Source organism: Methylobacterium sp. C1 (assembly GCF_001854385.1).
Taxonomy (GTDB): domain Bacteria; phylum Pseudomonadota; class Alphaproteobacteria; order Rhizobiales; family Beijerinckiaceae; genus Methylobacterium; species Methylobacterium radiotolerans.
Window position 1 is genome coordinate 3,164,089 of the sequence record NZ_CP017640.1, and the last position, 25,600, is coordinate 3,189,688.

23 protein-coding genes are annotated in these 25,600 nt (G+C 72.0%); 6 read left to right on the forward strand and 17 right to left on the reverse strand.

Annotated elements, in window-relative coordinates; genetic code table 11:
* Window positions 1-13: 13 nt before the first annotated feature.
* The 4 genes from BKE41_RS14765 to argS all read right to left on the reverse strand — a co-directional run bounded on the left by BKE41_RS14765 (window position 14) and on the right by argS (window position 4,877).
* Window positions 14-286: a twin-arginine translocase TatA/TatE family subunit gene (locus BKE41_RS14765; RefSeq protein WP_012319717.1), complete on the reverse strand. Its 273-nt coding sequence runs from the start codon at window positions 284-286 to the stop codon at window positions 14-16.
* A gap of 157 nt (window positions 287-443) precedes the next feature.
* Entirely contained in the window at window positions 444-1,448 is a 1,005-nt protein-coding gene (gene nagZ / locus BKE41_RS14770) for a beta-N-acetylhexosaminidase (RefSeq protein WP_043073955.1), read from the reverse strand.
* Between the two features lie 249 nt (window positions 1,449-1,697).
* The gene (locus tag BKE41_RS14775) at window positions 1,698-3,077 is read right to left on the reverse strand and encodes an SPOR domain-containing protein (RefSeq protein WP_070999685.1); all 1,380 of its coding nucleotides are present in this window, start codon (window positions 3,075-3,077) and stop codon (window positions 1,698-1,700) included.
* A gap of 48 nt (window positions 3,078-3,125) precedes the next feature.
* Window positions 3,126-4,877 (reverse strand): arginine--tRNA ligase, encoded by a 1,752-nt coding sequence (argS, locus tag BKE41_RS14780; protein ID WP_070999687.1) that lies wholly within the window; start codon window positions 4,875-4,877, stop codon window positions 3,126-3,128.
* 279 nt (window positions 4,878-5,156) lie between these two features.
* Here argS and BKE41_RS14785 point away from each other — a divergent pair, with 279 nt between their 5' ends.
* On the forward strand, window positions 5,157-5,588 hold the full coding sequence (locus tag BKE41_RS14785; protein ID WP_029357420.1) for a hypothetical protein: 432 nt from the start codon (window positions 5,157-5,159) through the stop codon (window positions 5,586-5,588).
* A 24-nt stretch (window positions 5,589-5,612) separates the two neighbouring features.
* Here the strand turns inward: BKE41_RS14785 and BKE41_RS14790 are convergent, their stop codons facing one another.
* The gene (locus BKE41_RS14790; RefSeq protein ID WP_012319722.1) at window positions 5,613-6,860 is read right to left on the reverse strand and encodes a deoxyguanosinetriphosphate triphosphohydrolase; all 1,248 of its coding nucleotides are present in this window, start codon (window positions 6,858-6,860) and stop codon (window positions 5,613-5,615) included.
* A gap of 153 nt (window positions 6,861-7,013) precedes the next feature.
* Between BKE41_RS14790 and BKE41_RS14795 the strand changes: the two genes are divergently transcribed.
* The 3 genes from BKE41_RS14795 to BKE41_RS14805 all read left to right on the forward strand — a co-directional run bounded on the left by BKE41_RS14795 (window position 7,014) and on the right by BKE41_RS14805 (window position 9,988).
* Window positions 7,014-7,340: an iron-sulfur cluster assembly accessory protein gene (locus BKE41_RS14795; RefSeq protein WP_012319723.1), complete on the forward strand. Its 327-nt coding sequence runs from the start codon at window positions 7,014-7,016 to the stop codon at window positions 7,338-7,340.
* 145 nt (window positions 7,341-7,485) lie between these two features.
* Window positions 7,486-9,402, forward strand: coding sequence for a hypothetical protein (locus BKE41_RS14800; RefSeq protein ID WP_070999689.1), 1,917 nt, complete (start codon window positions 7,486-7,488; stop codon window positions 9,400-9,402).
* Window positions 9,403-9,472: 70 nt separating this feature from the next.
* Window positions 9,473-9,988, forward strand: a complete 516-nt coding sequence (locus tag BKE41_RS14805; RefSeq protein ID WP_029357422.1) for a DUF2165 domain-containing protein — start codon at window positions 9,473-9,475, stop codon at window positions 9,986-9,988.
* An 88-nt stretch (window positions 9,989-10,076) separates the two neighbouring features.
* Here BKE41_RS14805 and BKE41_RS14810 read toward each other — a convergent pair whose 3' ends face one another.
* From BKE41_RS14810 to BKE41_RS14830, 5 genes are all read right to left on the reverse strand, one after another.
* Window positions 10,077-11,306: an MFS transporter gene (locus tag BKE41_RS14810; protein ID WP_070999692.1), complete on the reverse strand. Its 1,230-nt coding sequence runs from the start codon at window positions 11,304-11,306 to the stop codon at window positions 10,077-10,079.
* A gap of 255 nt (window positions 11,307-11,561) precedes the next feature.
* The gene (locus tag BKE41_RS14815) at window positions 11,562-12,392 is read right to left on the reverse strand and encodes an isocitrate lyase/phosphoenolpyruvate mutase family protein (RefSeq protein WP_070999694.1); all 831 of its coding nucleotides are present in this window, start codon (window positions 12,390-12,392) and stop codon (window positions 11,562-11,564) included.
* A gap of 177 nt (window positions 12,393-12,569) precedes the next feature.
* Window positions 12,570-13,304, reverse strand: a complete 735-nt coding sequence (locus tag BKE41_RS14820) for an ATP-binding cassette domain-containing protein (RefSeq protein ID WP_012319728.1) — start codon at window positions 13,302-13,304, stop codon at window positions 12,570-12,572.
* Window positions 13,285-14,022 (reverse strand): ABC transporter permease subunit, encoded by a 738-nt coding sequence (locus BKE41_RS14825; RefSeq protein WP_012319729.1) that lies wholly within the window; start codon window positions 14,020-14,022, stop codon window positions 13,285-13,287. Before BKE41_RS14825 ends, BKE41_RS14820 begins: the two co-directional genes overlap by 20 nt.
* Window positions 14,023-14,073: 51 nt before the next feature.
* Entirely contained in the window at window positions 14,074-15,054 is a 981-nt protein-coding gene (locus BKE41_RS14830) for an ABC transporter substrate-binding protein (RefSeq protein ID WP_024829714.1), read from the reverse strand.
* A 185-nt stretch (window positions 15,055-15,239) separates the two neighbouring features.
* Here BKE41_RS14830 and BKE41_RS14835 point away from each other — a divergent pair, with 185 nt between their 5' ends.
* Window positions 15,240-15,617 carry a 4a-hydroxytetrahydrobiopterin dehydratase gene (locus BKE41_RS14835; protein WP_012319731.1) on the forward strand — a complete coding sequence of 126 codons (378 nt, stop codon included), beginning with the start codon at window positions 15,240-15,242 and terminating at the stop codon, window positions 15,615-15,617.
* 13 nt (window positions 15,618-15,630) lie between these two features.
* Here the strand turns inward: BKE41_RS14835 and BKE41_RS14840 are convergent, their stop codons facing one another.
* From BKE41_RS14840 to BKE41_RS14855, 4 genes are all read right to left on the reverse strand, one after another.
* Window positions 15,631-15,852 carry a hypothetical protein gene (locus BKE41_RS14840; protein ID WP_012319732.1) on the reverse strand — a complete coding sequence of 74 codons (222 nt, stop codon included), beginning with the start codon at window positions 15,850-15,852 and terminating at the stop codon, window positions 15,631-15,633.
* A gap of 178 nt (window positions 15,853-16,030) precedes the next feature.
* The gene (locus tag BKE41_RS14845) at window positions 16,031-19,096 is read right to left on the reverse strand and encodes an efflux RND transporter permease subunit (protein ID WP_070999695.1); all 3,066 of its coding nucleotides are present in this window, start codon (window positions 19,094-19,096) and stop codon (window positions 16,031-16,033) included.
* 22 nt (window positions 19,097-19,118) lie between these two features.
* Window positions 19,119-20,213, reverse strand: a complete 1,095-nt coding sequence (locus tag BKE41_RS14850) for an efflux RND transporter periplasmic adaptor subunit (protein WP_070999697.1) — start codon at window positions 20,211-20,213, stop codon at window positions 19,119-19,121.
* Entirely contained in the window at window positions 20,210-21,313 is a 1,104-nt protein-coding gene (locus tag BKE41_RS14855) for an efflux RND transporter periplasmic adaptor subunit (protein WP_053622148.1), read from the reverse strand. Before BKE41_RS14855 ends, BKE41_RS14850 begins: the two co-directional genes overlap by 4 nt.
* Before the next feature lie 97 nt (window positions 21,314-21,410).
* Between BKE41_RS14855 and BKE41_RS14860 the strand changes: the two genes are divergently transcribed.
* The gene (locus BKE41_RS14860) at window positions 21,411-21,974 is read left to right on the forward strand and encodes a TetR/AcrR family transcriptional regulator (RefSeq protein ID WP_012319736.1); all 564 of its coding nucleotides are present in this window, start codon (window positions 21,411-21,413) and stop codon (window positions 21,972-21,974) included.
* Between the two features lie 22 nt (window positions 21,975-21,996).
* Here the strand turns inward: BKE41_RS14860 and BKE41_RS14865 are convergent, their stop codons facing one another.
* Genes BKE41_RS14865 through BKE41_RS14875 form a run of 3 tightly spaced genes read right to left on the reverse strand, consistent with a single transcriptional unit; the run spans window position 21,997 to window position 25,390 of the window.
* Window positions 21,997-23,061 (reverse strand): response regulator, encoded by a 1,065-nt coding sequence (locus BKE41_RS14865; protein WP_012319737.1) that lies wholly within the window; start codon window positions 23,059-23,061, stop codon window positions 21,997-21,999.
* On the reverse strand, window positions 23,058-23,510 hold the full coding sequence (locus tag BKE41_RS14870; RefSeq protein WP_012319738.1) for a response regulator: 453 nt from the start codon (window positions 23,508-23,510) through the stop codon (window positions 23,058-23,060). The genes BKE41_RS14865 and BKE41_RS14870 overlap by 4 nt, the downstream gene beginning before the upstream one ends.
* On the reverse strand, window positions 23,507-25,390 hold the full coding sequence (locus BKE41_RS14875; RefSeq protein WP_070999700.1) for an MHYT domain-containing protein: 1,884 nt from the start codon (window positions 25,388-25,390) through the stop codon (window positions 23,507-23,509). Before BKE41_RS14875 ends, BKE41_RS14870 begins: the two co-directional genes overlap by 4 nt.
* Between the last annotated feature and the right edge of the window lie 210 nt (window positions 25,391-25,600).

The following is a 25,600-nucleotide window of genomic DNA, read 5'->3' on the forward strand; positions in this document are numbered from 1 at the left end:
GTCCAGCTCGCCGTCAGACCGGCTTGCGCTCGCCGCCGGGGAGATGGCTCGCCGGGATCGCGGTTCCGGGGCTCGTCTCGGTAGCGTGCGGGATGGTGCGGACCGGCTCGGCCGGGGGCGGCGCGGCCTGGACCGCCGGCGGCGTCTCGTCCTCGGCCATGCCCTTCTTGAAGGCTTTGATGCCCTTCGCGACGTCGCCCATCAGGTCGGACACCTTGCCGCGTCCGAACAGCAGCATCACGATGACCGCGACGATGACCCAGTGCCAGATACTCATGCTGCCCATGGCAACCTCCTGCGGGCGCCCCGAAGAAGCGGGAGCGTGACGCCACGTCCGGTTGAGGATTTCGGGGCGAACCTAGGGATCGCGCCGCCCGAACACAAGCAGAGGCGATGCCACGGCCGGTGGAAGGCCGCGGTGGAAGGCCGCAAGGTGTCTCAGGTCAGGCGGCCGCGAGGGCCGCGGCGAAGCGGTCCCGGGCCTCCGCGACGTCCAGCCCGTCGCCAGCGGGGTCGAGCCGCGCCAGCGCGGCGGCGGCGCGGCGGGCGGCCGCGCCGGTGAGTTCGGGCGCCGCCTCGGCCACGGCCCGCATCTCGTCCATCCCGCCGTTGCAGTGGAGCCCGACATCGATCCCCGCCGCGAAGGCGCGCTCCGTCCGGTCGCGGAACGTGCCGGTCAGCGCGTGCATGGACAGGTCGTCGGTCATCAGCAGGCCGTCGAAGCCGATGGCGCCGCGGATGATGTCGCGGATGACGGTCGCCGACTGGGTGGCCGGCCGGTCGGGATCGATGGCGGTGAAGACGACGTGCGCGCTCATCGCCATCGGCAGGTCGGCGAGCGCCCGGAAGGTCCGGAAATCCTGACCCGCGAGATCCGCGCGGGTCGCGTCGACCACCGGGAGGCCGTGGTGGCTGTCGCAGGTGGCGCGCCCGTGCCCGGGAATGTGCTTCATCACCGGCAGGACGCCGCCGGCCATCAGGCCCTCGGCCACGGCGCGCCCGATCTCGGCCACCCGCTCCGGGCTCGTCCCGTAGGCGCGGTCACCGATGATGTCGTGCGAGCCCGGCGCCGGCACGTCGAGGACGGGGGCACAGTCGACGTTGATCCCGACTTCGGCGAGGTCGTGCGCCATGAGGCGCGCCCCGAGGCGGGCGACCGTGGCGGCGCTGCCGTTCAGGCGGCCGTAGCGGCCGCCGGCGGGGTAGGCCGGCCAGTGGGGCGGCCCCATGCGCTGGACCCGGCCGCCTTCCTGGTCGATCAGGACCGGCGCCTGCTCGGAGCCGACGCAGTCCCGAAGCGCGCCGGTGAGGGCGCGGACCTCGTCGGGCGTGCCGATGTTGCGCTTGAACAGGATGAAGCCCCAGGGCTTCACGTCCCGGAAGAAGGCCCTCTCCTCCGCCAAGAGCGACTTACCGGAGCAGCCGAGGATCAGGGCGCGGGAGGTCATCAGGAACGGCTCGGACACTGCTCGGTGGCGGCGCGACGACGGCGCGTGGACGGCGGAGACCGCCGGGCGGTTCGTATCGATGGCGACAGAGTCGGGCGGGAACGGGGAGTGGGCAAGACCAAACCGCGGCCCGGGGGCGCCGGCCGGGGCGATCGCACCGCCCGTGTTGCCGTGCGGACTCGGTCGATCGTGCGGCGCGGATCACCGCGGACGGGCGCAATGTCCCGTCCGCGGCGCGACGTCAGGGGTTCAGTTCTTGGCCACGAAGCACTGGCCGCCCTCGCCCTGCAGGGCGCTGCACAGGCTCGCGGCCTGGGCCTTCTCCAGCGGTCCGACGCGGACGCGGTAGATCGTCTTGCCGTTGACCTCAGCCTGCCGGATCAGCTCGGGCTTGCCGGCGAGCTGCGAGTACTTGGCCTGCATCTGTCGGAACGCGGCCTTCGCCTCGGCGGCGGAGCTGCGTACCCCGAGCTGCACCGAGAAGCCACTCACCGGGCCGGACTTCACGGCGTCGTCGTCGGTCGTGGTGCTGGCGGTGGTGTCGGGCGCGGCCGCGCCGGGCGGGGCGACGGCGGCGATGCGCTGGGCGGCCTTCGGCGGCGGCTTCAAGGCCACCGGCTTGGGCGCCGGCTGCTCGACCGCGGCTTCCGGCTGCGCGTCGACGGGCGTCGCGGTGGCCGCCGGCATGGCGGCGGCGGTCTGGCGGACGGGCTTGGACTTCGCGGGCGGCGGGGCCGCCGGCTCGTCGCTCGGCAGGACCATGGTGGGGATCGGGGCCGGCCCGGCATCGGCGGCCTGCTGCTCCCGCGGCGGCGGCGCGGGCGGCGCCTCGGGCTTGACCGCGACGGTGCGCACGCGGCGCGGTTCACCGAACGCCTCGAACGGGCCGTTGCCCGGCGTCGTGCCGCCCTGGGCGCCGGTCGGCTGCGACGGGCCCTGGGCCGCCCGCGCGGCCTCGGCCACGTCGAGGGGCTGCTCCTCGCGGTTCACGATCTTGATTTGGCCGTCCTTCTTGCCCTTCGGGTCGTAGATCTGCCGGTTCTGATCCGGGATCTCGACGCCGTCGGCCACCTTCGGGGCGACTTTGAGGGGTGTGGAATCGGCCTGGACCACCGGCACGCCGCCGTGGCCCGAGTTGCTCAGGCCCTTGTAGGTGAGCGCCCCGGTGACGGCGATCGCCACCACGGCCACGCCGGCGCCCACGGAGACGAGGCGCCGCCGCGGATTGGCGCGACGGAGCGCGCGGCTGTCCGCGTAGGTCTCGTCGTCGCCGGTGGCGGTCGGGCCGCTCTCCGCGGCGTAGCCGGAGCCCTCGCGGTGCGTGTCCTGTTCCACGGAGGCGAGATACTGGTCGAACGCGTCGGCCGGCGTCGCCTTGGCGGCCTCCGGGGCGAAGCTCGGCTCGACCCGGGCATTCCAGCCCGCCTGCTGCGGCGCGGCGGGCGCCACGGCGCGCATCTCGTCGCGGGCGGCGAGCAGCGCGCGGAACGGATCGTCCTGGCCGACGATGCGGGCGAGTTCCGCCAGCGGGTCGGCCTTGCCGGACGCCTGCGGCGTCTGGCCCTTATCCTGACGCAGATCGCGCGCGAGGGCGTCCAAATCGACCTGAGCGCGCGAAGCGTTCGTCATGGCAGCATCCTCACATCAACGCCGAAGACCGGCCCGATGCACTCGGGCCTATCGCATCTCGTCCGGCGCGGTCACACCGAGAATCGCAAGGCCGGCCGCCAGCGTGCTCCGCAGAGCTTCGACGAGCGCCAGCCGGGCCCACGTCGACTTTCGGTCGGTTGCATTAACAAACCGTAATTGCGGCAAGTCTTTGCCCTTGTTCCAGAAACTATGCAGCGCGGAGGCCAGTTCATAGAGGTGGAAGGCGATCCTGTGCGGCTCGTGCGCCAGCGCCGCGGATTCGAGGACCCGCGGGTACTGCGCGATGAGGCGCATCATCTCGATCTCGCCCGGGTCGCTCAGCACGGCGAGGTCCGCCTCGCGGGCCAGCGCGGCGGCCGAGAGGTCGGCGTCCGGGAACGCCTCGCGGGCCTGCCGCTGCACCGAGCGGACGCGGGCATGGGCGTACTGGACGTAGAAGACCGGGTTGTCCTTCGACTGCTCCAGCACCTTGGCGAGGTCGAAATCCAGGGTCGCGTCGTTCTTCCGGTAGAGCATCATGAACCGGATCGCGTCGCGGCCGACCTCGTCGATCACGTCGCGCAGGGTCACGAACTCGCCGGCCCGCTTCGACATCTTGACCGGCTCGCCTGCGCGCAACAGCCGCACCAGCTGGCAGAGCTTGACGTCGAGCGTGGCCTTGCCGTCGCTGACCGCCTTCACGGCGGCCTGCATGCGCTTCACGTAGCCGCCGTGATCGGCGCCGAGGACGTCGATCAGCTCGGTCGCGCCGGCGAGGTACTTGGCGCGGTGGTAGGCGATGTCGGAGGCGAAATACGTGTACGAGCCGTCCGACTTCAGCAGCGGCCGGTCGCTGTCGTCGCCGAATTCCTTGGTGCGAAACAGCGTCTGCTCGCGGTCCTCCCAGTCCTCCGGCAGCTGCCCCTTGGGCGGCGGAAGGCGACCCTCGTAGACGAGGCCCTTGGCGCGCAGCTCCGCGAGCAGGGCCTTCACGGCCCCGCTCTCCTGAAGCGTGCGCTCGGAGAAGAAGACGTCGTGGCGGATGCCGATCGCCGCCAGGTCGGCCCGGATCATGTCCATCATCATGCCGAGCGCGGTCTCGCGCACCGTGGGCAGCCACTCCGCCTCGGGCTTGTCGAGGAGCGCGCGGCCGTGCGTCTCGGCCAGCCGGGCGCCCACGGGCTTCAGGTAGTCGCCCGGATAGAGGCCCTCCGCGATGGCGAAGGGCTCGCCGAGGGCCTCGCGGTAGCGCTGGAAGGCCGAGCGGGCCAGCACATCGACCTGAACGCCGGCATCGTTGATGTAGTATTCGCGCGTCACCTGCCGGCCGGCCGCGACGAGCAGGTTGCACAGGGCGTCGCCGAACACCGCGCCCCGGCCGTGGCCGACATGCATCGGCCCCGTCGGGTTCGCCGACACGTACTCGACGTTGATCGGGCCGCCGGGCAGCCGCGCGCGGCCGAACGCCTCCGGGGCCTCCAGGGCGTCGCGTACGACCGCGTGGAAGATCGCGGGGTCGAGCCGGAGATTGATGAAGCCCGGCCCGGCGAGGCTCGCCTCGACGATCCGCGGATCCGCGCGGAGCTCGGCCGCCAGGGACTCGCCCAGCGCCTTCGGGTTGGCCCGCGCCTCCTTGGCAAGGACCAGGGCGGCGTTCGTGGCGAGGTCGCCGTGCGAGGCGTCGCGGGGCGGCTCGACCACCACGCGGCCCAGGTCGAGGCCCTCGGGCAGGTGGCCGGCGCGGGTCAGCGCCTCCACGGCCTCGCGCACGCGCGCCTCGAACAGGGCGAAGATGTTCATGGGTCTCGATCTCGCTCGCGCGGGGGTCTCGTCGCCCGGCCCGTCCGGCCGGCGCCCGCCCCGGCGGTCTAGCAAGGGGGCGGGAGGGTGTCACGGCGCCGGGCCGCGCGCCGGCCCCGCGGAGTCCGCGTTCGCGGCATCGCCCCGGTAACCACGTGGGCGCCGACGCGGCGTTATCCCGCGCGACGAATACGGATCGCGCAGTGTCCGTCTTGTCTTGACCGAGACGAAGCGGTGTCATCGCCGCCGATCGTGAGTGTGCCGATCGCGGAGTTACTGATGAAGACCTTGACGATTGCGGGGACGGCGCTCTGCGCCCTCATCCTGGCCGCGCCGAGTGCCGAGGCGGGCGGCTTCCGCGGCGGCGGATTCCACGGTGGCGGCTTCCACGGCGGCGCTTACCGCGGCGGTTTCCGGGGCGGCTACGGCTACCGCGGCGGCTACGCGGCCCGCGGCTTCTACGGGCGCGGCTACGGGTACGGCTACCGTCGCGGCTACGGCGGTGCCCTCGGCTACGGGCTGGCCGGCGCGGGGATCGGCCTCGGGCTCGGACTCGCCGCCGGGAGCGTCTACGGCGGCTACGGCTACGGTGGTTACGGGTACGGCTACCCGGCCGCCTACGGCGGGTACGGCTACGGCTACCCCGCCGCCTACGGTGGCTACGGCTACGGCGGGTGCTACGGCAGCTTCACCTGCGGCTGCGGCTGCTGATCCGAACCGCCCCGCGCCGGGCCCTCAGGGCTCGGCGAGGGGCAGCCCCCGGCTGGGCAGCTCCCAGTGCAGGTCCGGCGTCGTCGCGTAGAGCTTGCGATGCGCCAGGACCGCGTAGGTGTCGGTCATGCCGGCGATGTAGTCGGCGACCCGGCGGGCGACCCGCGCCTCGGTGGTGCCTTCGAGGCCGGCGCTCCACTCCTCCGGCATTCGGGAGGGCGCCGCGGTGAACGCGGCGAACAGGTCGTTGACGATGGCGTCGGCCTTCTTCCGCACCGCCACCACGCCCGGATGCCGGTACATCCGCTCCCACAGGAAGCGCATGATGTCGGCGTCGGCCGCCGCGATCTCCGGCGAGAACACGATGACCGGCTGGTCCGCGTTCCGGATGTCCTCGACGCGGCCCGGGTCCAGGGCGGCGATGCGGCGGCCGCCCTCGCGGATGACGTCCTCGACGAAGCGGGTGATCACCCGCCGGGCGAGTTCGTGGATCATCCGCGACGGCTCCAGGCCCGGATGCAGCCGGTCGATCTCGTCGAGCAGTCCGGCCAGGAAGGGGACCGCCCGCAGCTCCGGGATCTCGAACAGCCCGGCGCGCAACCCGTCGTCGAGGTCGTGGGCGGCGTAGGCGATGTCGTCGGCCAGGGAGGCGGCCTGGGCCTCGGGGCCGGCCTGGCTCCACAGGTCGAGGGGGTTCAGCGCGTCGTACTCGAGGATCGCCGCCGGGATGCCGCGGGCGGCGTAGCGGGGCGTCGGCCGGCCGTCCGCGGTGAGCAGCGGGCCGTTGTGCTTGACGAGGCCCTCCAGCGTCTCCCAGGCGAGGTTCAGCCCGTCGAACCCGGCGTAGCGCCGCTCCAGCCGCGTCACGATCCGCAGCGCCTGGGCGTTGTGATCGAAGCCGCCGTGGCGCGCCATGCAGGCGTCGAGGGCGTCCTCGCCGGTGTGACCGAAGCAGGTGTGGCCGAGGTCGTGACTGAGGGCCAGCGCCTCCGCGAGATCCTCGTCGAGGCCGAGCGCGCGCGCGAGCGCCCGGCCGATCTGGCTCACCTCCAGGGTGTGGGTCAGACGGGTGCGGTAATGGTCGCCCTCGTGATGGACGAAGACCTGCGTCTTGTGCTTCAGCCGCCGGAACGCCGTCGAGTGGATGATCCGGTCGCGGTCGCGCTGGAAATCGCTGCGGGTCGGCGACCCGGCTTCCGGGATCAGGCGTCCCCGGGTCCGGGCCGGGTCGGTGGCGTAGGGCGCGCGCCAGCGCTCACCGTTCGGTCGCACGGCATCCGCTCTCGAACTCACGCACCCTGCTCATGACGGCTCCCCGCCCGGCGCGTTGCGGCGCGGGCTTGCGGCTCATATCTTGTGGGTCAGGGCGCACTCGGCAACGGGCCGGGCGCGCCGTCCACCGAACGAATGCGTGGCCAGAGACCGATGGCTGAGATCACCCTGACCGCCCGCGCGGCCAAGCGCATCAACGAGATCATGGTGTCGGAGCCGGCCGGTTCGTCGCTGCGGATCAGTGTCAACGGCGGCGGCTGCTCGGGCTTCTCCTACGCCTTCGACATCACCCGTGCCCGCGAGGCGCAGGACGTCGCGATCGAGCGCGACGGCGCCACCGTGATCGTCGATCCGGTCTCGCTCGAGTACATGAGCGGCTCGACCATCGACTTCGTGAACGACCTCATCGGACAGTCCTTCAAGATCGAGAACCCGCTCGCCACCGCTTCCTGCGGCTGCGGCACCTCCTTCTCGTTGTAGCACGCGGCGCGGCGCCGCCGCGCCGTTGCGTCCGTACGACACCGGTCCCGGCTCGATCGCCCGGGCCGGCGCGCGCGATTGCCTCGCCCGGCAAAACGCGGCACGGCTAGGGCATTCCCGCGAGAGCCCTGGTCCGGACGCTGCCATGAACCACCCGAAGGCCCGTCTCCGCCTCCGGTCGGCCCGGGCGACGGCCGCCATGCTGGCCCTGCTCGGCCTCGCGCCGGCGCCGCTCGCCGCGCAGGAGGGCGCCGCCGCCGTCCAGGACGTGACCGTCAACGACGTGGTGATCCCGCTCGGCGGCACGCTGCTGAAGGCGCCGAAGCTGACGGCGAGCGGCACGCGCCTCTCCAAGGAGGATCTCGCGGCGATCCTGCGGCCCGATTCCAACGTGCCCTGGGAGCAGCGGCTCGCCCGTCTCGACGCCGGCAGCCTGACAGTCCCGGTCCTGACCTCCGAGAACGCGGGTCCCGGCGACAACCGGCAGACCGTCACCTACCGCGACGTGGTCGCCCGCGACATCCGGGCCGGCCGCGTCGGCGAGCTGACGGCGGCCGGCGCGACCGTCAGTTCCGTCGCGGGCCCGAACCGCGGGTCCGGAACCTACGGTCAGGTGCGCGCCACGGACCTGGATCTCGCGGCGCTCAGCCGGCTCTACACGGTGCCCGGCGACGGCAAGGGACCGGTCCAGCGCGTCTACGGCGCCGTCCAGGTCTCGGACGTCACCTACTCCGACGCGCGCGGCACCACCGTGAAGATCGCCCGCCTCGACGGCCGGGACCTCGGCGGCCGGCAGGTGCCGGACGGCTGGGGCGGCGCCTTCGCCATCGTGGCCAACGGCTTCGACGGATCCAGCGACCGGCGCCCGCTGGCCGCCGCCGCCGCCGATCTCATCGACGCCACCTCGGTCGGCAGCCTCGAGATGCAGGGCCTGAGCGTCAGCGACACCGACCCGAAGGGGCCGGTGCTGTTCGAGATCGGCCGGGCCGCCTACACGTCGGCCGGCCCGGAGGGCGGCACCATCTTGGACAACCTGTCGATGACCCGCGGCGCGCTGCGGATCCATGTCGGCCGCGTCGCGGCCCTGGGGACGTCCCTGGCGCCGACCGTCGCGACCCTCCAGGGCATCGCCGCCGAGCCGACGGGCGGGGCCGGGTTCTCCGACGTCGAGATGCGCCGGCTGACGCCGAAGCTCGGCACGCTCACCCTCACCGACCTGTCGATCGATCTGCCGCCCGAGGCTGAGCCCGAGCGGGCGCCGCCCCGCGACGCCCGGCCCCCGGCCCGCGGCGCCCTGCCCGAGCCGGGCCGGTCGGCGCGGACGCCCGAGCCGAGGCCGGCCGATAAGACCGGGGACCCCCTCGCGGTCACGGTGTCGCCGCGGCCGGCTCCCCGCATCGCCCTGCGCGAGGCGGCCTTGGCCTTCGGCCCCCTGACCGAGGGCGTGCCCAGCGCGACCCGCATCAGCCTCTCCGGCCTGAGCCTGCCCGCGGACCTGCTCGCGGGTGCGCCGCTCGTCGGCCTGCTGCCGGCCTACGGCTACCGGGACCTCGACCTCAACCTCGTGGCCGACGCGAGCCTCGACGAGAAGGCCCGCGACCTCGCCCTGCGCGAGGTCACGATCTCCGGGCGCGATATCGGCACGGTTCGCCTCTCCGGCACGCTGGGAGGCATCGGGCCCGAGCTGTTCTCCGGCACCCTGCCGGCGGCGACGATGGTGATGTTCTCGGGGAGCGCCAAGTCCCTCGACCTGACGGTGGAGAATGCCGGCCTGTTCGAGCGCTTCCTCGCCGCGCAGTCGAAGGATCTCAGCCTCAAGCCGGACGAGCTGCGCAAGGAATACGTCACTGCCAGCCTGCTCGGCGTGCCGATCATCCTCGGCAACAGCGCGGCGGCCAAGGGGATCGGCGCCGCCATGGGCCAGTTCGTGATGAAGCCCGGCAAGCTCGTGGTGCACGCCAAGTCGAAGGAGCCTGCGGGGATCGGCTTCATCGACCTCGGCGCGGCGCGCTCGCCGGCCGCCGTCCTCGACCGGCTCGAGGTCGAGGCGAAGGCGAACTGAGAGACGCCGGGACCGGACGGCCCCTGATCCCTGGCCGGTACCGACGCCCGCGTGTCAGGAGGGCCACTTCATGCTCGCCATCCGCCTCTCGAAGGCCGCCCTCGTCGGCGCCCTGGCGCTGACCTGCACCCTGGTCGTGTACGGCAACGTCGTGGAGCCCGCGGTGAACCTCGCCTTCGTGCAGCACGTGCTGTCGATGGATACGATCCTGCCGGATTCGGGGATCGCCGACCGCTCCATCACGGATCCCGTTCTGCAGCGCGGCGCCTTCACGCTGATCGTCGTCGCGGAGGCGCTGACGGCGCTCCTGCTCTGGATCGGCGTGGCGCTGATGCTCGCGCGGCTGCAGGCCCCGCGCGGCGCGTTCGCCCGGGCCAAGACCTGGGCGATCGCGGGCCTCAGCCTCGGCTTCCTGGTCTGGCAGGGCGGATTCCTGGGCATCGGCGGCGAGTGGTTCGGCATGTGGATGTCGAAGGTCTGGAACGGCCAGGAATCCGCCTTCCGCTTCGCCATGACGGTGCTCGGCGTGCTGATCTTCGTCGCCCTGCCCGAGGCCGGGGATCCGGACGGAATCCGCGGGGGCTGAGACCGCGCGACCGACTCCGCAATCGACTCCGCGACCGTCGGGGCACGCGTCCGCGGGGTCCGTTCGGGGCCCGGCCGCCGCGCCGCGCTCATGCTCCGCCGGGCCGCGGCGCGCCGCGCGCCGTCGTGCGTGCGAGCGCCGTCGCGGCCAGCGCCAGGGGCGCGAACGAGACCCAGAGAACCGTGTCCCAGCCGTAGCTCGTCAGAAGGCCGCCGGACGAGAATGAGCCCAGGGCCACCATCCCGAACACGATGAAGTCGTTGATCGACTGCACCCGCGTCCGCTCCTCCGGGCGATGGCAGTCCAGCACCATTGCGGAGGCGCCGACGAAGCCGAAGTTCCAGCCGACGCCGAGGAGGACGAGGGACAGCCAGAAATGGCCGACATCCGCGCCGGCGAGCCCGACGAGCGCGGCCGCGCCCGTCAAGGCGAGGCCGGTCGCCACCACGCGGGACGCGCCGAAGCGCGTGATCAGCCGCCCGGTGAAGAAGCTCGGACCGTACATGGCGATGACGTGCCATTGCAGGCCGAGATTGGCATCCTCCTGCGCGTGACCGCACAGGCGCATGGCCAGCGGGGCGGCCGTCATCACGAAATTCATCAGCAGGTAGGACACGGCCCCGCAGATCACCGCGATCACGAAGCGCGGCTGCGCCAGGATGACGGCCAGCGGTCGCCCGCCTGAGACGGTCTCTGCGGCCGGCCGCGGCAGGCGAACGCCCGCCAGGACGAGGGCGGCCGCACCGGCGACGGCCGCCTGGGCCAGGAAGGTGGCCGCGAACAGGTGGGGGGGCCACAGGTTCATGGTGTGGGTGACGAGCTGCGGCCCGATCACGCCGCCGAAGACGCCGCCCGCCATGACCGCCGACAGCGCCCGCGGCCGCCGTTCGGCCGGAACGCAGTCCGCCGCGGCGAAGCGGAACGAGAAGACAACGGCGGCGTAGGCGCCGCCGAGGAACATCGCCGCGCAGAACAGCCAGAAGTCGGCCGCGACGATCGCCCAGGCCGAGAGCAGGCCGACGAGCACACCGCAGCCGGTGCCGACCATGAAGACGGCGCGGCGCCCGTAGCGCCTGGCGATGCTGCCGGTCGGCAGGGCGCAGGCGGCCATCCCGACGACGAAGATCGAGATCGGCAGCGTGGCGAGGACCTTGCTGGGCGCGAGCATGTTGCCGACGACCGCGCCCGTCGCGAACACGACCGTCGAGTTCGCCCCGGCGAGGGCCTGCGCGACGGCCAGTCGGACCACGTTGCCGGTCCCCGACCGTTCGGCGGCGACGGGTTCGAGGGCGATGGCCGTAGGGGACGTGCGGGACATCGGGAGGCTCGGGTCTCGGTGGGTCGCCACGGTCGGGCGGGGCGGCGACCCGCGATGCCCGGGGTGGCCCGCGGACGGATCGGGTCCGACGGGCGCATCGGTATAGCGGTCGTCCGCCCGTGCGTAGCTCGACGCGGTGACAAACCGTGTCTCTCGGTCGTCGGCTTCGGCTCGAGCGTTCGGGCCGATCGGCCCGGCGGCGCTCGTTCGCCGCCGGTTGGCGGGATGAAGGACCGCGATGCCGAGCGGTCGCCCCTACCGAGTCGCCTCCGCCATGTACGATCTCGCCTCGCTTCCCGACATCGCCTCCGCCGCGTAGGTGAAGGTGCCCCGGTCCAGCACCTCCCGCGCCGCGCGCGCGAGACCGCCGAGGGCCGCCCGCGCGAAAGACCCGCCGACGCTGATCCGCTTGACGCCCGCCGCCTCCAGCTCGGCCACCGTGTACTGCCGGGGCGACAGGCCGGCGACGACGTTCACCGGGCGGCTGACCGCGGCACAGACCGCCTGAATGGCCTCGAGGTCCGGCAGGTTCGGCGCGTAGAGGACGTGCGCTCCCGCCTCCTCGAAGGCCTGGAGGCGGCGGATCGTGTCGTCGAGGTCGGGCCGCCCGCACAGGTGGTTCTCGGCGCGCGCGGTCAGCACGAACGGGAGCCGGCGCGCGGCCTCGGCCGCGGCGGCGACTCGCTCGACGGCGTGACCGAAATCGAAGATCGGACTGGCGGCGTCGCCCGTGGCGTCCTCGATCGAGCCGCCGACCAGCCCGATCTCTGAGGCCCGGGCGATCGTCAGCGCGCACGCCTCCGGGTCGGTCCCGAACCCGTCCTCCAGATCGGCCGTCACGGGCAGGTGGGTCGCGTCCACGATGGCGCGGGCGTTCTCCAGGATCGCGTCGCGCGGCAGCGAGGCGGTGGAGTCACGCCGTCCGACGGCGAACGCGAACCCGGCGCTCGTCGTCGCCAGCGCCTCGTAACCGAGGGCGGTCAGGATCCGCGACGAACCCGCGTCCCATGGGTTGGCCACGACGAACGCGCCCGGCCGCTCGTGCAGCGCCACGAAGACCCGATGTTTCGCCTCTAGGTCGGCCATGCGCACCCCCGTGGATCGATCCTACGCTGCTCGGGCGGCCCGGGGAAACGGCGGGTGTGGCACCGGATCGACCGACGTCGGGGCCGAAGTCGGATGGTCCTTCGGTTCCGGTGGCGCCCGGACCTCAGCGCGCGATCCGGACGCGCGGGTTCGTCCGAACGACCGGCGCAGCACGCCTCACTGCGCGATGATCTCGGGATGCCGCGCGGCGAGGTTCGCCCGGGTCGTCTCGGCCCAGGCGCGGTCGCGGTCGCGGCGCGGCCGGTCGAGGCGCACGTCGGCGATGAGGCTCGCCGGGCGCCGCGAGACCAGCAGCAGGCGGTCGGCGATCCCGATCGCCTCGGCGACGTTGTGCGTGACCATCAGGACGCTCATGCCGGCCCGGTCCACCGTGTCCACCACGAGACCGCGCAGCTCGGCGGCGGCGGCGTCGTCGAGGGACACGAACGGCTCGTCGAGCACGAGGACCCGCGGCCCGTCGGCCAGCGCGCGCGCCAGAGCCACGCGCCGCTGCATCCCCAGCGACAGGGCCTTCGGGTAGCGCGTCCGCCACGCCGTCAGGCCGAGCCGCGCGAACAGGTCGTCGAGATCGCGGTTCCGCCGCGCCCGGGGCAGGCCGAGGCGGACATTGTGCTCGACGCTGCGCCAGGGCAGCAGCCGCGGCTCCTGGAACACGATGCCCGCCCGGTCCGCGCCGGAGACGCGGCCCTCGAACGCGGTGTCGAGCCCGAGCAGGATCCGCAGGGTGGTGGTCTTCCCGGCGCCCGACGGCCCGATCAGGCAGACGATCTCCCCGGCGGCGACGCCGAAGGTGAGGTTCCGAACGGCCTCGACCGGCTCGGCCCGGGCGGGCCGGTACCATTTCGACGCGATCGCGACCTGGAGGACGGGCTCAGCGCCAGCGACGGACATAGGCTTCGAGCCGCTGCAGCAGGAGGACGTCGATGCCGATCATCACGGCCATGAAGACGAGGCTGTAGCCGATGATCGCCGCCACGTCGGTGCTCTGGACGAAGTAGTAGTTGATCGCGAAGCCGACCCCGTCCGGGCGCCCGAGCAGCTCCACCACCAGCACGATCTTCCAGGCGAGCGACAGGCCCGACCGCGCCGCCGTCACCATGTAGGGCTGGAGCTGCGGGATCAGGATGTCGAGGGCCCAGCTGCGCCGGTCGAGCCGGTAGGCGCGGGCCATCTCGTCGAGCCCGGGATCGAGGTTCCGCGCCCCCTCGCGCACGATCACCGCGACGTTCGGGAGCTTGTTGAGCACCACCGCCAGGATCGCGGCGGTCTCGGTGAGCCCCACCCAGACGTAGGCCAGGACCGTGATCACCAGGGCCGGCGTGTTGAGGAGGACGAGCAGCGGCGTGTCGAGGATGAGGTCGGCGGCCTTGGACCGTCCGAGCGCCACGCCGAGGACGACGCCGAGGATCATCGCCACGGTGAAGGAGATCGCCACGCGGAGCAGCGTCATGCCCACGTTGTGGGCGAGATCGCCGCGCTCCGCCTCCTGAACGATGAAGCGCAGCACCGCCAGGGGCGCCGGCAGCAGGCGCGAGCCCGCCTCGAGCGCGGCGATCTGCCAGGCGGCGAGGAGCACGGCCAGGGACGCGATGCGGGTCAGCGCGCCCATGCGGTCCCGGTGCTCGGGACGGCCGCCGCGCGCGCCCGCCGGACGGGAGCCTCAACCATTGCGGCCGGTGTAGTAGAGGTCCGGCGGGAGCGCGTCGCCCTTGCCGACGAGGCGGGCGCCGCCGAGCCGCGCCATCACCGCGTAGAGCTTCTCGGCGTCGGCGCGCTCCTCCGCGGTGGAGCGGCGCGGGATGCCGGCCAGGAAATCGTGCTTCAGGGCCTCGAAGGTTGCCTCGTCCTCCGCCGCCATCAGCGGGCGCACGATCTGCCACGTGCTCGGATCGGACGCGAGCATGTCCTTGGCGGCGCGCGAGGCCCGGGCGAAGGCCGCCACGGCCGCGGGCTTCTCCTTCACGGTGGCGTCCTGGAACAGGTAGCCGATCAGCGCCACGTCTCCGGGGACCCCGAGGGCGTGCATGATGTCTTCCGCGCCGACGAGCTGCCGGTACCCCTTGGCCTTCAGCCGGGCGCAGTAGGTCCAGTAGGTCAGCGCCGCGTCGAGGGCGCCCTGCTCCAGCTTCAGCGTGATCAGCGGCGGCGCGCCGTAGGCGATCTCGGCGGCCTGCTCGAGGTCGATGCCGGCCGCGTCCTTGGCCTGTGCCCGGAGGAGCAGCCAGTTCTTGTCCAGGGGGCCGCCGGCCACCCCGAGGCGCTTGCCCGCGAGATCCTTGAGGCTCTTCACCGGGCTGTCGCCCGGAACCATGACGCCGCCCTCGGAGGTCGAGTACGGGATGAAGCGCACCGCCTGGCCGTCGTTGCCGAGGCGCGCGGCCCAGAGCAGGTCGCCGATGATCGTGTCGACCTGCCCGCCGATGAAGCTGATCCGGGCCGCGTCGTTGCCCGCGAGCTTGACCGCGTCGAGCGCGAAGCCGTTGGCCGTGTCGAGGCCGCGGGCCTTGATCACCGCCGCCTCCCAGGTGGACGTGCCGAAGGGCAGGCTCCCGAGTCGGATCGTGGGCACGTCGGCGCGCGCCGCCCGCAGGCCGAGGCCGCCGAGCAGGCCCCCGGCGAGCATCGCGCGCCGTGACAGCATCACGCCTTCTCCCATCGTATTGCGCAGTCTTCAGCGGCGGCAGACTGGAGTGCCGACCGAGCCGGACGCCATTGGCAAAAGGTCATAGGGCTCACACCGGTTTCCGTCCACCGTGGCAAACACGCTTGCGCGCAACTGGCCGCGGCGGCACCCTCGGCCGCGACGGCTTCATCGGAGACGGGATCATGAGCGAGCGACGCGAAGGCGCACTGGACCAGGCGACCGTGGAGGCGCGGCTGAAGGCCGAGCTGCCCGCGTGGCGCCTGGAGGACGGGTGGATCCGGCGCACCTACAAGACGTCCGGCTGGAAGAGCACCCTGATGGTGATCAACACGGTCGGGCACCTCGCCGAGGCGGCGTGGCACCATCCCGACATCACGGCATCGTACGCCTGGGTCGAGGTCCGGCTGATGAACCACGCGGCCAAGGGCATCACCGACAAGGACTTCGCCCTCGCCCGGAAGATCGAGGAGGTCGTGTCCTGGCAGCCGGGCCTGGAGGGACAGGGGCTCGAGGGCACCCCGACGGATCCGCGCTTCGCCTACATCAAGTACGAGAAGTAGCGGCCCGCCGGCGTCACCGGGGCTCCTTCACCCGGCGGCACTCCGTCTTCAGGTAGGCGGTCTTGCCGATCTCCTCGCGCAGCTCGGTGCGGGCGATGATCTCCTGCCAGCCGGTGGCGCAGCCGAGCTCGTTGGCGACCCGGACCTTGCGCACTTCGAGCGCCTGGGCGTCCGTGCAGGAATCCTGGGCGATCCCGTTGGCGCAGACCAGGACGACGGCGATGAAGGCGTTCATGGGCGGGACGGTCCTCGTTTCCGTCGCACCCTACGCGCCGGAGCACCGTCGGGTTTCCGGCGACGCGGCCCCGCCCGCGCGAAAGATCGTCACGGTCGGCCCGCCCTGAGGGGGCGGAGGGGCGGGCCGACCGTTTCTCGCAGCGCCCGCAGGCGCTGCGATCGCGTGAACCGGCGGATCAGCCGGCGTGAGCCGTGGGCGTGCCGCTCGCCTCCGGGCGGATGCGGTAGCAGCCGATGTAGAGGGCCGGCAGGAACAGCAGCGTCAGGAAGGTCGCCGCCAGGATCCCGCCGATCATCGCGAAGGCCATCGGCCCCCAGAACACCTCGCGGGCGATCGGGATCAGGCCCAGGCTCGCCGCCGCGGCGGTCAGGAGGATCGGCCGCATGCGGTGGTGCGTCGCCTCGAACACCGCCTCCCAGGGCGCCATCCCCTCGTCCCGGAACTCCTCGATCTGGCTCACCAGGATCACCGCGTTGCGGATGATGATCCCGATGAGCGCCAGGATGCCCAGGATGGCGACGAAGCCCATCGGCTTGTCGAACAGGAGCAGCGCCGGCACGACGCCGATCAGGCCGAGCGGCGCGACCGTGAAGACGAGGAGCATCCTTCCGAAGCTCTGGAGCTGCATCATCAGCAGGAACGCCATGGCGAGCAGCATGACCGGGACTACGGCGGCGATCGGCCCCTGGCCCTTGGCGGATTCCTCGACGGCGCCGCCGGTCTGGACCGTGTATCCCTCCGGGAGCGCCTTGATGAAGGCGTCGATGCCGGGCTGCAGGGCGGCCACGATGGTGGCCGGCTGGGTCGCGTCGTGGATCGTGGCGCGCACCGTCACGGTCGGCAGGCGGTCGCGGCGCCAGACGATCGGCTGCTCGAGATCGTAGCCGATCCGCGCGAAGGCGAGCACGGGCACCACCGTGCCGTTCGCGAGACCGACCTGCAGCGATTGCAGCGTGTCCAGGGAGGACCGCTCGGCCGCGCGGGCGCGGCCGACGACGTTGACCAGGTAGATCGAGTCGCGGACCTGCGTGATCGCCTGCCCGCCCTCGATCCCGTTCAGGATGCCGGCGACGTCCTGGCTGGTGACGCCGAGCTGGCGCGCCTTGTCCTGGAGGATCTCGACCCGCAGGACCTTGCCGGGCTCGTTCCAGTCGAAGGTCGGCACGTCGAGGCGCTTGTCGGCCGCGACCACGTTGGCGAGGTCGAGCGAGAGGCGACGCACCGTCTCCATGTTCGGGCCGCTGAGACGGTACTGCACCGGCCGGCCGACGGGCGGTCCGAGGCTGAGGGGCTGCACCAGCACGTCGGTGCCGACGAAGTCGCGCAGGCCGATGGTCTGGAGGCGCGCCATCACGCGGTCTCGCACCTCCAGCGACTTCGTGACGATGACGATCTGCCCGAAGAACGCGTTGGCGAGCTGCTGGTCGAGGGGAAGGTAGAAGCGCACCGCGCCCTCACCGACGTAGGACGACCAGCTCGTCACGTCCGGGTCGCCCTTCAGGTTCGCCTCGAACCGGTCCATCTGCGCCCGGGTCTCGGCGATGGTGGCGTTCTGCGGCAGGGTCAGGTCGACCAGCACCTCGGACCGGTCCGAGGACGGGAAGAACTGCTGTTGCACGTGGCCCATCCCGACGATGGCCGCCGCCATCAGCCCGAGGCAGACCACCACCGTCGTCCAGTGCCAGCGCATGGCGATCCGGAGCGCCCGGACGAACAGGCGGGTGAAGATGCCCTGCTTCTCGGTGTGGTGCTTCATGGTCTTCGGCAGGAGCGTCACGCCGACGAGCGGCGCGAACAGGACCGCCACGACCCAGGAGACGAGCAGCGCGGCCGCGATCACCACGAACAGCGAGTAGGTGTACTCGCCGGCGCCGGAGCCGTTGAAGCCGATCGGCAGGAAGCCCGCCACGGTGACGAGGGTCCCGGTGAGCATGGGGAATGCCGTCGACGTGTAGGCGAAGGTGGCGGCCTTCCGGAGCGTGTCGCCGCGCTCCAGGCGGGCCACCATCATCTCGACGGTGATCATGGCGTCGTCGACCAGGAGGCCCAGCGCGATGATCAGCGCGCCGAGGGAGATGCGCTGCAGGGTGACGTCCATGATCTGCATGACCACGAACACGATGGCGAGCACGAGCGGGATCGACACCGAGACGACGAGGCCGGCGCGGACGCCGAGGCTCACGAAGCTCACCGCCAGCACGATGATCACGGCCTCGACCAGGGCCTCAGTGAAGCCGCCGACCGCGTGCTCGACCTGCTTGGGCTGGTCCGACACGAGGTGGACGCCGACGCCCACCGGCAGCGTCGACTCGATCCGCCGCATGCGCTCCTTCAGCGCCTCGCCGAAATGCAGTAGGTTGGCGCCCGGACGCATCGCGATGGCGAGGCCGATCGCGGGCTTGCCGTCCACCCGGAACAGCGGTGCGGGCGGGTCCTCGTAGCCGCGGCTGATCTCGGCGATGTCGGCGAGGCGGAAGAAGCGGTCATTGACCCGCAGGTTGAAATCCTGGAGCGAGGCCTCGGAGGCGAAGGAACCGCTGACCCGCAGCGAGATGCGCTCCGGCCCGGCCTGGACGACGCCCGAGGCCGAGACCGCGTTCTGCGCCTGCAGGGCCTTGATCAGGGCCTGGAAATCGATGCCGTAGCCGGCCAGTTTCCGGGTGGAGAAGTCGAGGAAGATCGTCTCGTCCTGCGTGCCGATCAGCTGGGTCTTGCCGATGTTGGGTACCCGCAGGACCTCGGTGCGGATGCCCTCGACGTAGTCGCGCAACTGCCGGTGCGTCAGGCCGTCGGCCGTGAAGGCGTAGATGTTGCCGTAGACGTCGCCGAACTCGTCGTTGAAGAACGGGCCCTGGACGCCCTCCGGGAACTGGCCCTTGATGTCGCCGAGCCGCTTGCGCACTTGGTAGAAGGCCGGCTGGATCTCGTTCTTCTTGAGGGTGTCGCGGAACTGGACGAACACCGTCGACGATCCGGGGGTCGTGTAGCTGCGGACGTAGTCGAGACCGTTGAGCTGCTGGAGCTCCTTCTCGACCCGGTCGGTGACCTGATCGAGGGTGTCCTTGATGGTCGCGCCCGGCCACGTGGTCTGCACCACCATGGTCTTGATGGTGAAGGGCGGATCCTCCTCGCGGCCGAGGCGGGTATAGGCCATCAGGCCTGCGACCAGCGAGACCAGCATCAGGAACCAGACGAACGAGCGGTGCTCGAGCGCCCAGTCGGAAAGGTTGAAGTCCTTCACGCGAAAACCCCGTGCGGCCGGATCAGACGGCGCCGTCGGTCAGGCGCACGGCCTGGCCTTCCTTGAGGACGTGGACGCCGGCCACGACGACGCGCTCGCCGGCCTTCAGACCGTCGACGACCGCGACGCGGCCGTCCTCCGCGTTGTCCCGCGCCGCGGCCACGGTGACGTCGCGGCGCGACACCGACTTCCCGTCGGGCGACACGACCCAGACCGAGCGGCGGGCGCCGTCCTCGAGCAGCGCCGAGGCGGGCAGCCGTACGGTGGGCGGGACCTTGCGCATGAGCGACACGTTGATGGTCGCGCCGAGCCGGAAGGCCGGGCCGGGATCGTCCAGGGTGATCCGGATGCGCTTGGACCGCGTCCCCGACTCGGCGAGCGGCGCGATCTCGCGGACGCGCCCGCGCGCCGTCAGCTCCGGCGCGCTCTGGAGCGCGACGGTGAAGACGCCGTCCGCCGGCAGGGCCCCGGCATGGGCTTCGGGAATGTCGACCACGGCCTCGCGGACGTCCGGTCGCGCCACGGTCACGACACCCTGGCCGGCGCTGAGCACCTGGCCGACCTCGGCGAGGCGCTGGGTCACGACGCCGTCGAACTCGGCCTTCAGCTCGGTGTAGCCCATCTGGTCGCGGGCCTTCTGGAGGCTCGCCATCGCCTGATCCACCCGGGCCCGGGCGGTCTCGCGCTTGGCGACCGCCTGGTCGAGGGTCGCCTGGGAGACGGCGTTGCCGGACATCAGGCGCCGGGTTCGCGACTCCGCGGCCTCGGCGTTCTCGGCCTGCGCCTTCGCGTCGGCGAGGTCAGCCTCGGCGCGGGTCAGGTCGAAACGGGTCACGATGGTGTCGAGGGCGGCGAGGCGCTGGCCCCGGGTGACGAGGTCGCCGACCGTGACGTCCCGAGCCACCATGCGGCCGGGAATCTGGAAGCCGAGCTGCGCCTGGTAGCGCGGCTCGATCGTGCCGGCGAACGGCCCGAACGTGATGCTGTCCTTCGGCGCGACCACCTGCGTCAGCACCGGACGGACGGCAGCGGCCTCGCCGCCCTCCTCGCCGTGACCGTTGCAGCCGGCAAGCGCCGCCGTGACGAGTCCGAGCGCGAGATACGCGCGCGTCTTCATGGGCGGTCTCCGATCTCGGCGGCCGCGACGGTCTGGCCGGGGCGCAGGAACTGGATGCCGGCGACGACCACGCGCTCGCCCGGCTCGACGCCGCGCTTCAGCGCGATGATGTCGGGCCCGAAGCGGTCGATCTCCACCGCGCGCACCGAGACGGTCCTGCGGTCCGGATCGTAGATCCACACGGAGGGCCGCCCGTCGTAGCGGTACAGTGCCGACCAGGGCAGGACGACCGCTTCGTGCGGCGCGAAGCGGCCGCGGCCGACGACGACGGCGCCGAGCCCCATGGCGGCGGGCGTCGCCTTCAGACCGATCTTGACCCGCACCGTGCCGCTCGCGGCGTCCACCGTGGGCGAGATCTCCCGCACGGTCCCGACCGCGGTGACGGACGGGTCGGACTGGAGGGCCACCGCGATGGTGTCGCCGGCCGGCGGCTGGGCCAGCAGCGATTCGTAGACGTTGAAGACCGCGTCGCGGGGCCCGTCCTGCGCCACGACCAGCACGGTCTGGCCCGCCTGGACGACTTGGCCGACCTCGAAGCTGCGGCTCGTCACCACGCCGGACACCCCCGCGCGCAGCTCCGTGTACGAGAACTGCTCCTGCGCGGTCCCCAGCGCCGCCTTGGCCGAGTCGACCGCCGCCTGGGTCGTGCGCAGCTCCTGCTCGGCGTTGTCGTAGGTCGAGCGGGTGGTGAAGCCGCCGGCGAGGAGCTGCTTCTGACGCTCGTAGGACATCTTGGCCTGTGTCAGCAGCGCTTCGGCCGAAGCGAGGGCGGCCTTGGCGTTGTCGAGATTGGCCTGCTGCGTCAGGGGTTCGAGGACGGCGAGGACCTGATTGGCGGCGACGTGGTCGCCGACCTCGACGCGCCGCTCGGCGACCTTTCCGTTCGTCCGGAACGACACGTTCACCTGCGCCTGGGCCTGGATGTCGCCGGTCACCACGACGTCGAGCGCCAGCGGCGTCCGGTGCGCCTGCACCACCCGCACCCGGGCCAGAGCCGGATCGAAGGCCGTTTCCGGCTCGGCTCGGGCGCACCCGATCGAAGCGAGCGCGGTTAACACCAGCAGAACGGATGTCGATGGAAGGAAGGCGATGCGGTTCATGCGATCGACTGCGTCGGCGCGATTCGTGCGAATTGCGTGGCGCGTTCCTACGCCATCCATTACATACCGTCCAGACGGTCTTTAGTGCAGGCTTGTGATGCAGGTGAAGCGACAGCGACTGGCGGCGCGGCCCGAGATCATCCTGGAGGCGGCCGCGGCCGTTCTTCTGAAGGGGGGGGTGCGCGGGCTGACGATCGACGCGGTCGCGGTCGAGGCCGGGCTGAGCAAAGGCGGGGTTCTGCACCATTACGCGTCCAAGGACGCGCTGGTGGCGGCGCTGGTCGCCCGCAAGCTCGCGGACGTGCGCGCGGAGATCGATGCCTGCGCGCGGGAGATCCCGGCCGGCCCGTCGCAACTGCCCAGAGCGATGGTGGCCCATATCCGCGGGCACTATTGCGAGGATAACGAAGCCGCGCGCGCGCTCCTCCTGGCATCGATGGAATCGCCGGAAGCGCAGAAGGACTTTCAGGCTTTCGTCGCGGATCAGCTGGACCAGCTCGGACGGATCGAGGGCGCGCCCCCGGGCGAGGGCTCGGTCCTGTACTTCGCCATCTTGGGCCTGTTCATGAGCCGGGCGCTGGGCTTCCAGCAACTCGACGAGGACACCCTGGCGCCGATGCTCGACGCGCTCGACCGCATCGCCGGGCGAGCGGGCGGCTAGAGCCCGACGCTCAGCCTCGGGCTCAGGCTTGGAACGCCAGGATCGCCCGGGTGCCGGGACGGCCGGGGGCGTACGACAGGGCCGAGCGCAGGTTCGACGCCATGGCGCGCACGATGCGCGACCCGAGCCCGGTGCCGCGGATCTCGCCCTCCCCGGTCCAGCCGATGCCGTCGTCCTCGACGGCGAGCAGCACGGTGTCGGCGGCGTCCCGCTCGACCGCCACGCGGATCTCGCCCGAGGTGCCGACCGGGTAGGCGTACTTGTAAGCGTTGGTGACGAGCTCGGTCACGACCACGCCGACCGAGACAGCCTTGTCGGTCGAGAGCCGCACCGGCTCGGCCCGGAGGCGGATCGCGTGGTCCCGCCCGCTCGCCCGCATGGCGGCCTGCAATTCCTCGACGAGGCTCTGCAGGTAGGCGTCGAGCTCGACGGACTCGACGTCGTCCGAGGTGTAGAGGCGCCGGTGGATGCCGGCGATCGCCGAGATCCGGGCCTGCATCTCGTCGAGCGCCGCCTTGGCGGCCGGATCCGTGACGGCGTTGCGCTGCATGTGCGCCAGGGCGGCGACGAGGGCCAGGGAGTTGGCCACGCGGTGATTGACCTCGCGCAGCAGCAGCTCGGCGCGGTCGCGCGCCTCGCGCATCTCGGCCTCGGCCCGCTCCTTGTCGCGCCGCAGGCTCTCCTGCCGGAGGGCGGTGGCGACGGCCTCGCCGAGCAGCTCCCGGAACTGCCCCTGGACGTCCTTCCAGACGTAGTCCACCGCCCCCGCCTTCAGGGCCGCCACGGCGACGCGGCTGTCCTCGGAACCGGTCACGTAGATGACCGGCGGCGCCTCGGGCAGCGCGCGGATCTCCGGCAGCAGGTCGAGGCCCGTCTGCCCGGGCATGTGGTGGTCGAGGGCGACGGCGTCGATCCCGCCCTGCGCCAGTCGCGCCAGCCCCGCGGCACCGTCGGGACAGAGCTCGACGGCGTAGCCGCGCGCCTCCAGGGCGCGCCGGACCAGGCGGCCGAGGCCGGGATCGTCGTCGATGTAGAGGATGCGTGCCGCCGCAGCGGTGCCGCCCACGCTGGCACGCCCGGCACTCATGGGTTCTGCGGAACCTGCATGACCGAGAAGAACAGCCCGAGCTGGCGGATCGCGTTCGCGAAGCCGTCGTAGCTCACCGGCTTGGTGATGTAGACGTTGGCCCCGAGATCGTAGCAGCGCTGGATCTCGCGGCTGTCGTCCGTAGTGGTCAGCACCACCACCGGTGACCGCCGCGTGTGCGGGTTCGCCTTGACCTTCTCGAGGATGTCGAGGCCGGTCATGTCCGGCAGGTTGAGATCGAGCAGGATCAGCAGGTGACGTCGGGCGCTCGCCTCGCCGGAGCCGTCCGCGCCGAGCAGATAGTCCAGCGCGGACGTGCCGTTCCGGAACTGCACGATGTCGTTGTTGACGCCGGCGCGGCGAATGTTCCGCTCGATCAGGCGCGCATGTCCCTCGTCATCCTCGATCATCACGATGCTGACGGGGTGCACGGGTGGCTCCACGCTCATTCGGCGGCGATGGGCGCCGGTTCAGGGTCTAACCGGACCGCTGTAGCTGTCCCGCGCGGCAAGGTCACGTCGAACGTCGTGCCGACGCCGAGTTCTGAACGGATCTCGATCCGGCCGCCGAACGAGCGCACCAGCGCCTTCACGTGGGCTAGGCCGATCCCCTCGCCCGGGCGGTCCTGTGTGCCCGATCGGCGGAAAAGCTCGAAGACGCGGGCGTGGTCCCGGGCGGCGATGCCCCGACCGTTGTCGGCGACGGAGAAGCAGACGCCGCGCTCGCCCACGGCCTTGGCCGTCACGGTGATGCGTCCGGGCCGACTCGGGTCGAGGTATTTCACGGCGTTGTCCAGCAGGTTGCCGAAGACCTGCTCGATCGCGAGCCGGTCGGCGACGATCTCGGGCAGGTCGCGGGCGATCGTCACCGTGGCGCCGACCGCCTCCGCCTGATGCCGCTGGGCATCGGCCACGCCGCGGAGCAGGCCGGTCATGTCGAGGGGCTCGGGCGAGAACTGTCGCCGCCCCTCCCGGGAGAGCTTCAGGATGGCGGCGATCAGCCCTTCCATCCGGTTCACCGCCGCCTTGATGAAGCCGAGCGCCTCGCCGAGATCGGCGTCGAGCCGATCCGCCTCCGGATGTCCCCGGAGGGCCGCGGCGATCTCGGTCCGGGTCGCCTCCAGTTCGCTCGTGAATCCCATCACGTTGACCAGCGGCGCGCGGAGGTCGTGGCTGACGATGTAGGCGTAGCGCTGGATCTCCTCGTTGGACTCGCGCAGATCGGATTCGGCCAGTCTCTGCTCGGTGATGTCCGTGTGGACGCCGACCCACTCGCGGATCTCGCCCCGCGCGTCGAAGACCGGGATGGCGCGGATCGCGAAATGTCGCCACGTTCCGTCGCGGGACCGGACCCGGTGCTCGTGGACGTAGGTACGCCGTGCCCGGACGGTCGCGTTCCAGGTCTCGATGGACGATTCCATGTCGTCGGGATGGACCGCGTCGGCCCAGCCGTAGCCCTGATATTGGTCCCGCGTCTGACCGGTGATCGCGCTCCAGCCCGGCTGCTCGCCGAGCATCCGGCCCTCGGCATCGTTGGTCCAGAGCACGCCGCGCACCGCCTGCACGGCGGCGCGGAACCGCGCCTCGCTCGCCTGGAGTTCGCGCTGCACGCGCTGCTGGTCTAGCGAGGAGGCGAGCATCGCGAGGAACAGGATGAGGAACGTCGCGCCGGCGACGTAGAGGGCGAGGTTCTGCTGGCCCGGAACGCCGGTGGCCGCGTGGGCGGCGTGGGCGCCGGCCGCCTCGGCGGTGATCGTCGCCGCGGCCATGCCGGTGTAGTGCATCCCCGCCACCGCGAGGCCCATCACACACGCCGCGGCGAGCTTCTGCCAGACGCCGTGCTGCCGGAAGGAGAGCCACAGGGCCGCGGTCGCCGCGGTCACGGCGATCGCCACCGAGAGCGCGACCACCGCCGGGCTGTAGGCGAGGTCGCCCGGGATCCGGAGCGCCGCCATGCCGGTGTAATGCATGCCGGCGACGCCCAGACCCATCAGGGGGCCGGCCACGAGAAGTCCGCCCGGCCCCTCGCCGACGCGCGCCACCCACAGGAAGGCGGCCCCGGTCACCGCGACGGCGATCGCGAGAGACAGGAGGGTGAGGCCGATGTCGTAGGCGGCCGGCATGCCCATCTCGAAGGCCAGCATGCCGACGAAGTGCATCGACCAGATGCCGCCGCCCATGGCGAGTGCGGCACCGGCGATCCATGGCCAGCGCGGCCCCGCGACGGGCCCGCGGATCCGCGCCCCCAGGTCCAGCGCGGTGTAGGACGCGAAGACGGCGAGGCCGATCGACAGGGCGACCAGCGCCGGGTTGTAGCCAATATGGACCATCGACTGCGATCGACGCGTGAGGGGCGCTCCTCGCGATGTATCCCGGGTAGATGGCGGGCGCCATCGCGATTCGGAGCCGGCCAAGTCTCCGAGATACCGAGACTGTGCCGCGAGGCCCGAGGGCGGGGCCGGGATGGGTGCGGGTCCGCGGCCGGGGCTCTGCCTGCGGGCGCGCGACAGGTCCGGGCAAGCAGGTTCGGCCACGATCCA

Excerpts from the sequence above, each read along its gene's own strand:
- BKE41_RS14765 (WP_012319717.1), bottom strand. The coding sequence starts at position 286 with ATGGGCAGCATGAGTATCTGGCACTGGGTCATCGTCGCGGTCATCGTG.
- nagZ (WP_043073955.1), bottom strand. The coding sequence starts at position 1,448 with ATGACCTCCCGCGCCCTGATCCTCGGCTGCTCCGGTAAGTCGCTCTTG.
- BKE41_RS14775 (WP_070999685.1), bottom strand. The coding sequence starts at position 3,077 with ATGACGAACGCTTCGCGCGCTCAGGTCGATTTGGACGCCCTCGCGCGC.
- argS (WP_070999687.1), bottom strand. The coding sequence starts at position 4,877 with ATGAACATCTTCGCCCTGTTCGAGGCGCGCGTGCGCGAGGCCGTGGAG.
- BKE41_RS14785 (WP_029357420.1), top strand. The coding sequence starts at position 5,157 with ATGAAGACCTTGACGATTGCGGGGACGGCGCTCTGCGCCCTCATCCTG.
- BKE41_RS14795 (WP_012319723.1), top strand. The coding sequence starts at position 7,014 with ATGGCTGAGATCACCCTGACCGCCCGCGCGGCCAAGCGCATCAACGAG.
- BKE41_RS14800 (WP_070999689.1), top strand. The coding sequence starts at position 7,486 with ATGAACCACCCGAAGGCCCGTCTCCGCCTCCGGTCGGCCCGGGCGACG.
- BKE41_RS14805 (WP_029357422.1), top strand. The coding sequence starts at position 9,473 with ATGCTCGCCATCCGCCTCTCGAAGGCCGCCCTCGTCGGCGCCCTGGCG.
- BKE41_RS14810 (WP_070999692.1), bottom strand. The coding sequence starts at position 11,306 with ATGTCCCGCACGTCCCCTACGGCCATCGCCCTCGAACCCGTCGCCGCC.
- BKE41_RS14815 (WP_070999694.1), bottom strand. The coding sequence starts at position 12,392 with ATGGCCGACCTAGAGGCGAAACATCGGGTCTTCGTGGCGCTGCACGAG.
- BKE41_RS14820 (WP_012319728.1), bottom strand. The coding sequence starts at position 13,304 with ATGTCCGTCGCTGGCGCTGAGCCCGTCCTCCAGGTCGCGATCGCGTCG.
- BKE41_RS14825 (WP_012319729.1), bottom strand. The coding sequence starts at position 14,022 with ATGGGCGCGCTGACCCGCATCGCGTCCCTGGCCGTGCTCCTCGCCGCC.
- BKE41_RS14830 (WP_024829714.1), bottom strand. The coding sequence starts at position 15,054 with ATGCTGTCACGGCGCGCGATGCTCGCCGGGGGCCTGCTCGGCGGCCTC.
- BKE41_RS14835 (WP_012319731.1), top strand. The coding sequence starts at position 15,240 with ATGAGCGAGCGACGCGAAGGCGCACTGGACCAGGCGACCGTGGAGGCG.
- BKE41_RS14840 (WP_012319732.1), bottom strand. The coding sequence starts at position 15,852 with ATGAACGCCTTCATCGCCGTCGTCCTGGTCTGCGCCAACGGGATCGCC.
- BKE41_RS14850 (WP_070999697.1), bottom strand. The coding sequence starts at position 20,213 with ATGAAGACGCGCGCGTATCTCGCGCTCGGACTCGTCACGGCGGCGCTT.
- BKE41_RS14855 (WP_053622148.1), bottom strand. The coding sequence starts at position 21,313 with ATGAACCGCATCGCCTTCCTTCCATCGACATCCGTTCTGCTGGTGTTA.
- BKE41_RS14860 (WP_012319736.1), top strand. The coding sequence starts at position 21,411 with ATGCAGGTGAAGCGACAGCGACTGGCGGCGCGGCCCGAGATCATCCTG.
- BKE41_RS14865 (WP_012319737.1), bottom strand. The coding sequence starts at position 23,061 with ATGAGTGCCGGGCGTGCCAGCGTGGGCGGCACCGCTGCGGCGGCACGC.
- BKE41_RS14870 (WP_012319738.1), bottom strand. The coding sequence starts at position 23,510 with ATGAGCGTGGAGCCACCCGTGCACCCCGTCAGCATCGTGATGATCGAG.
- BKE41_RS14875 (WP_070999700.1), bottom strand. The coding sequence starts at position 25,390 with ATGGTCCATATTGGCTACAACCCGGCGCTGGTCGCCCTGTCGATCGGC.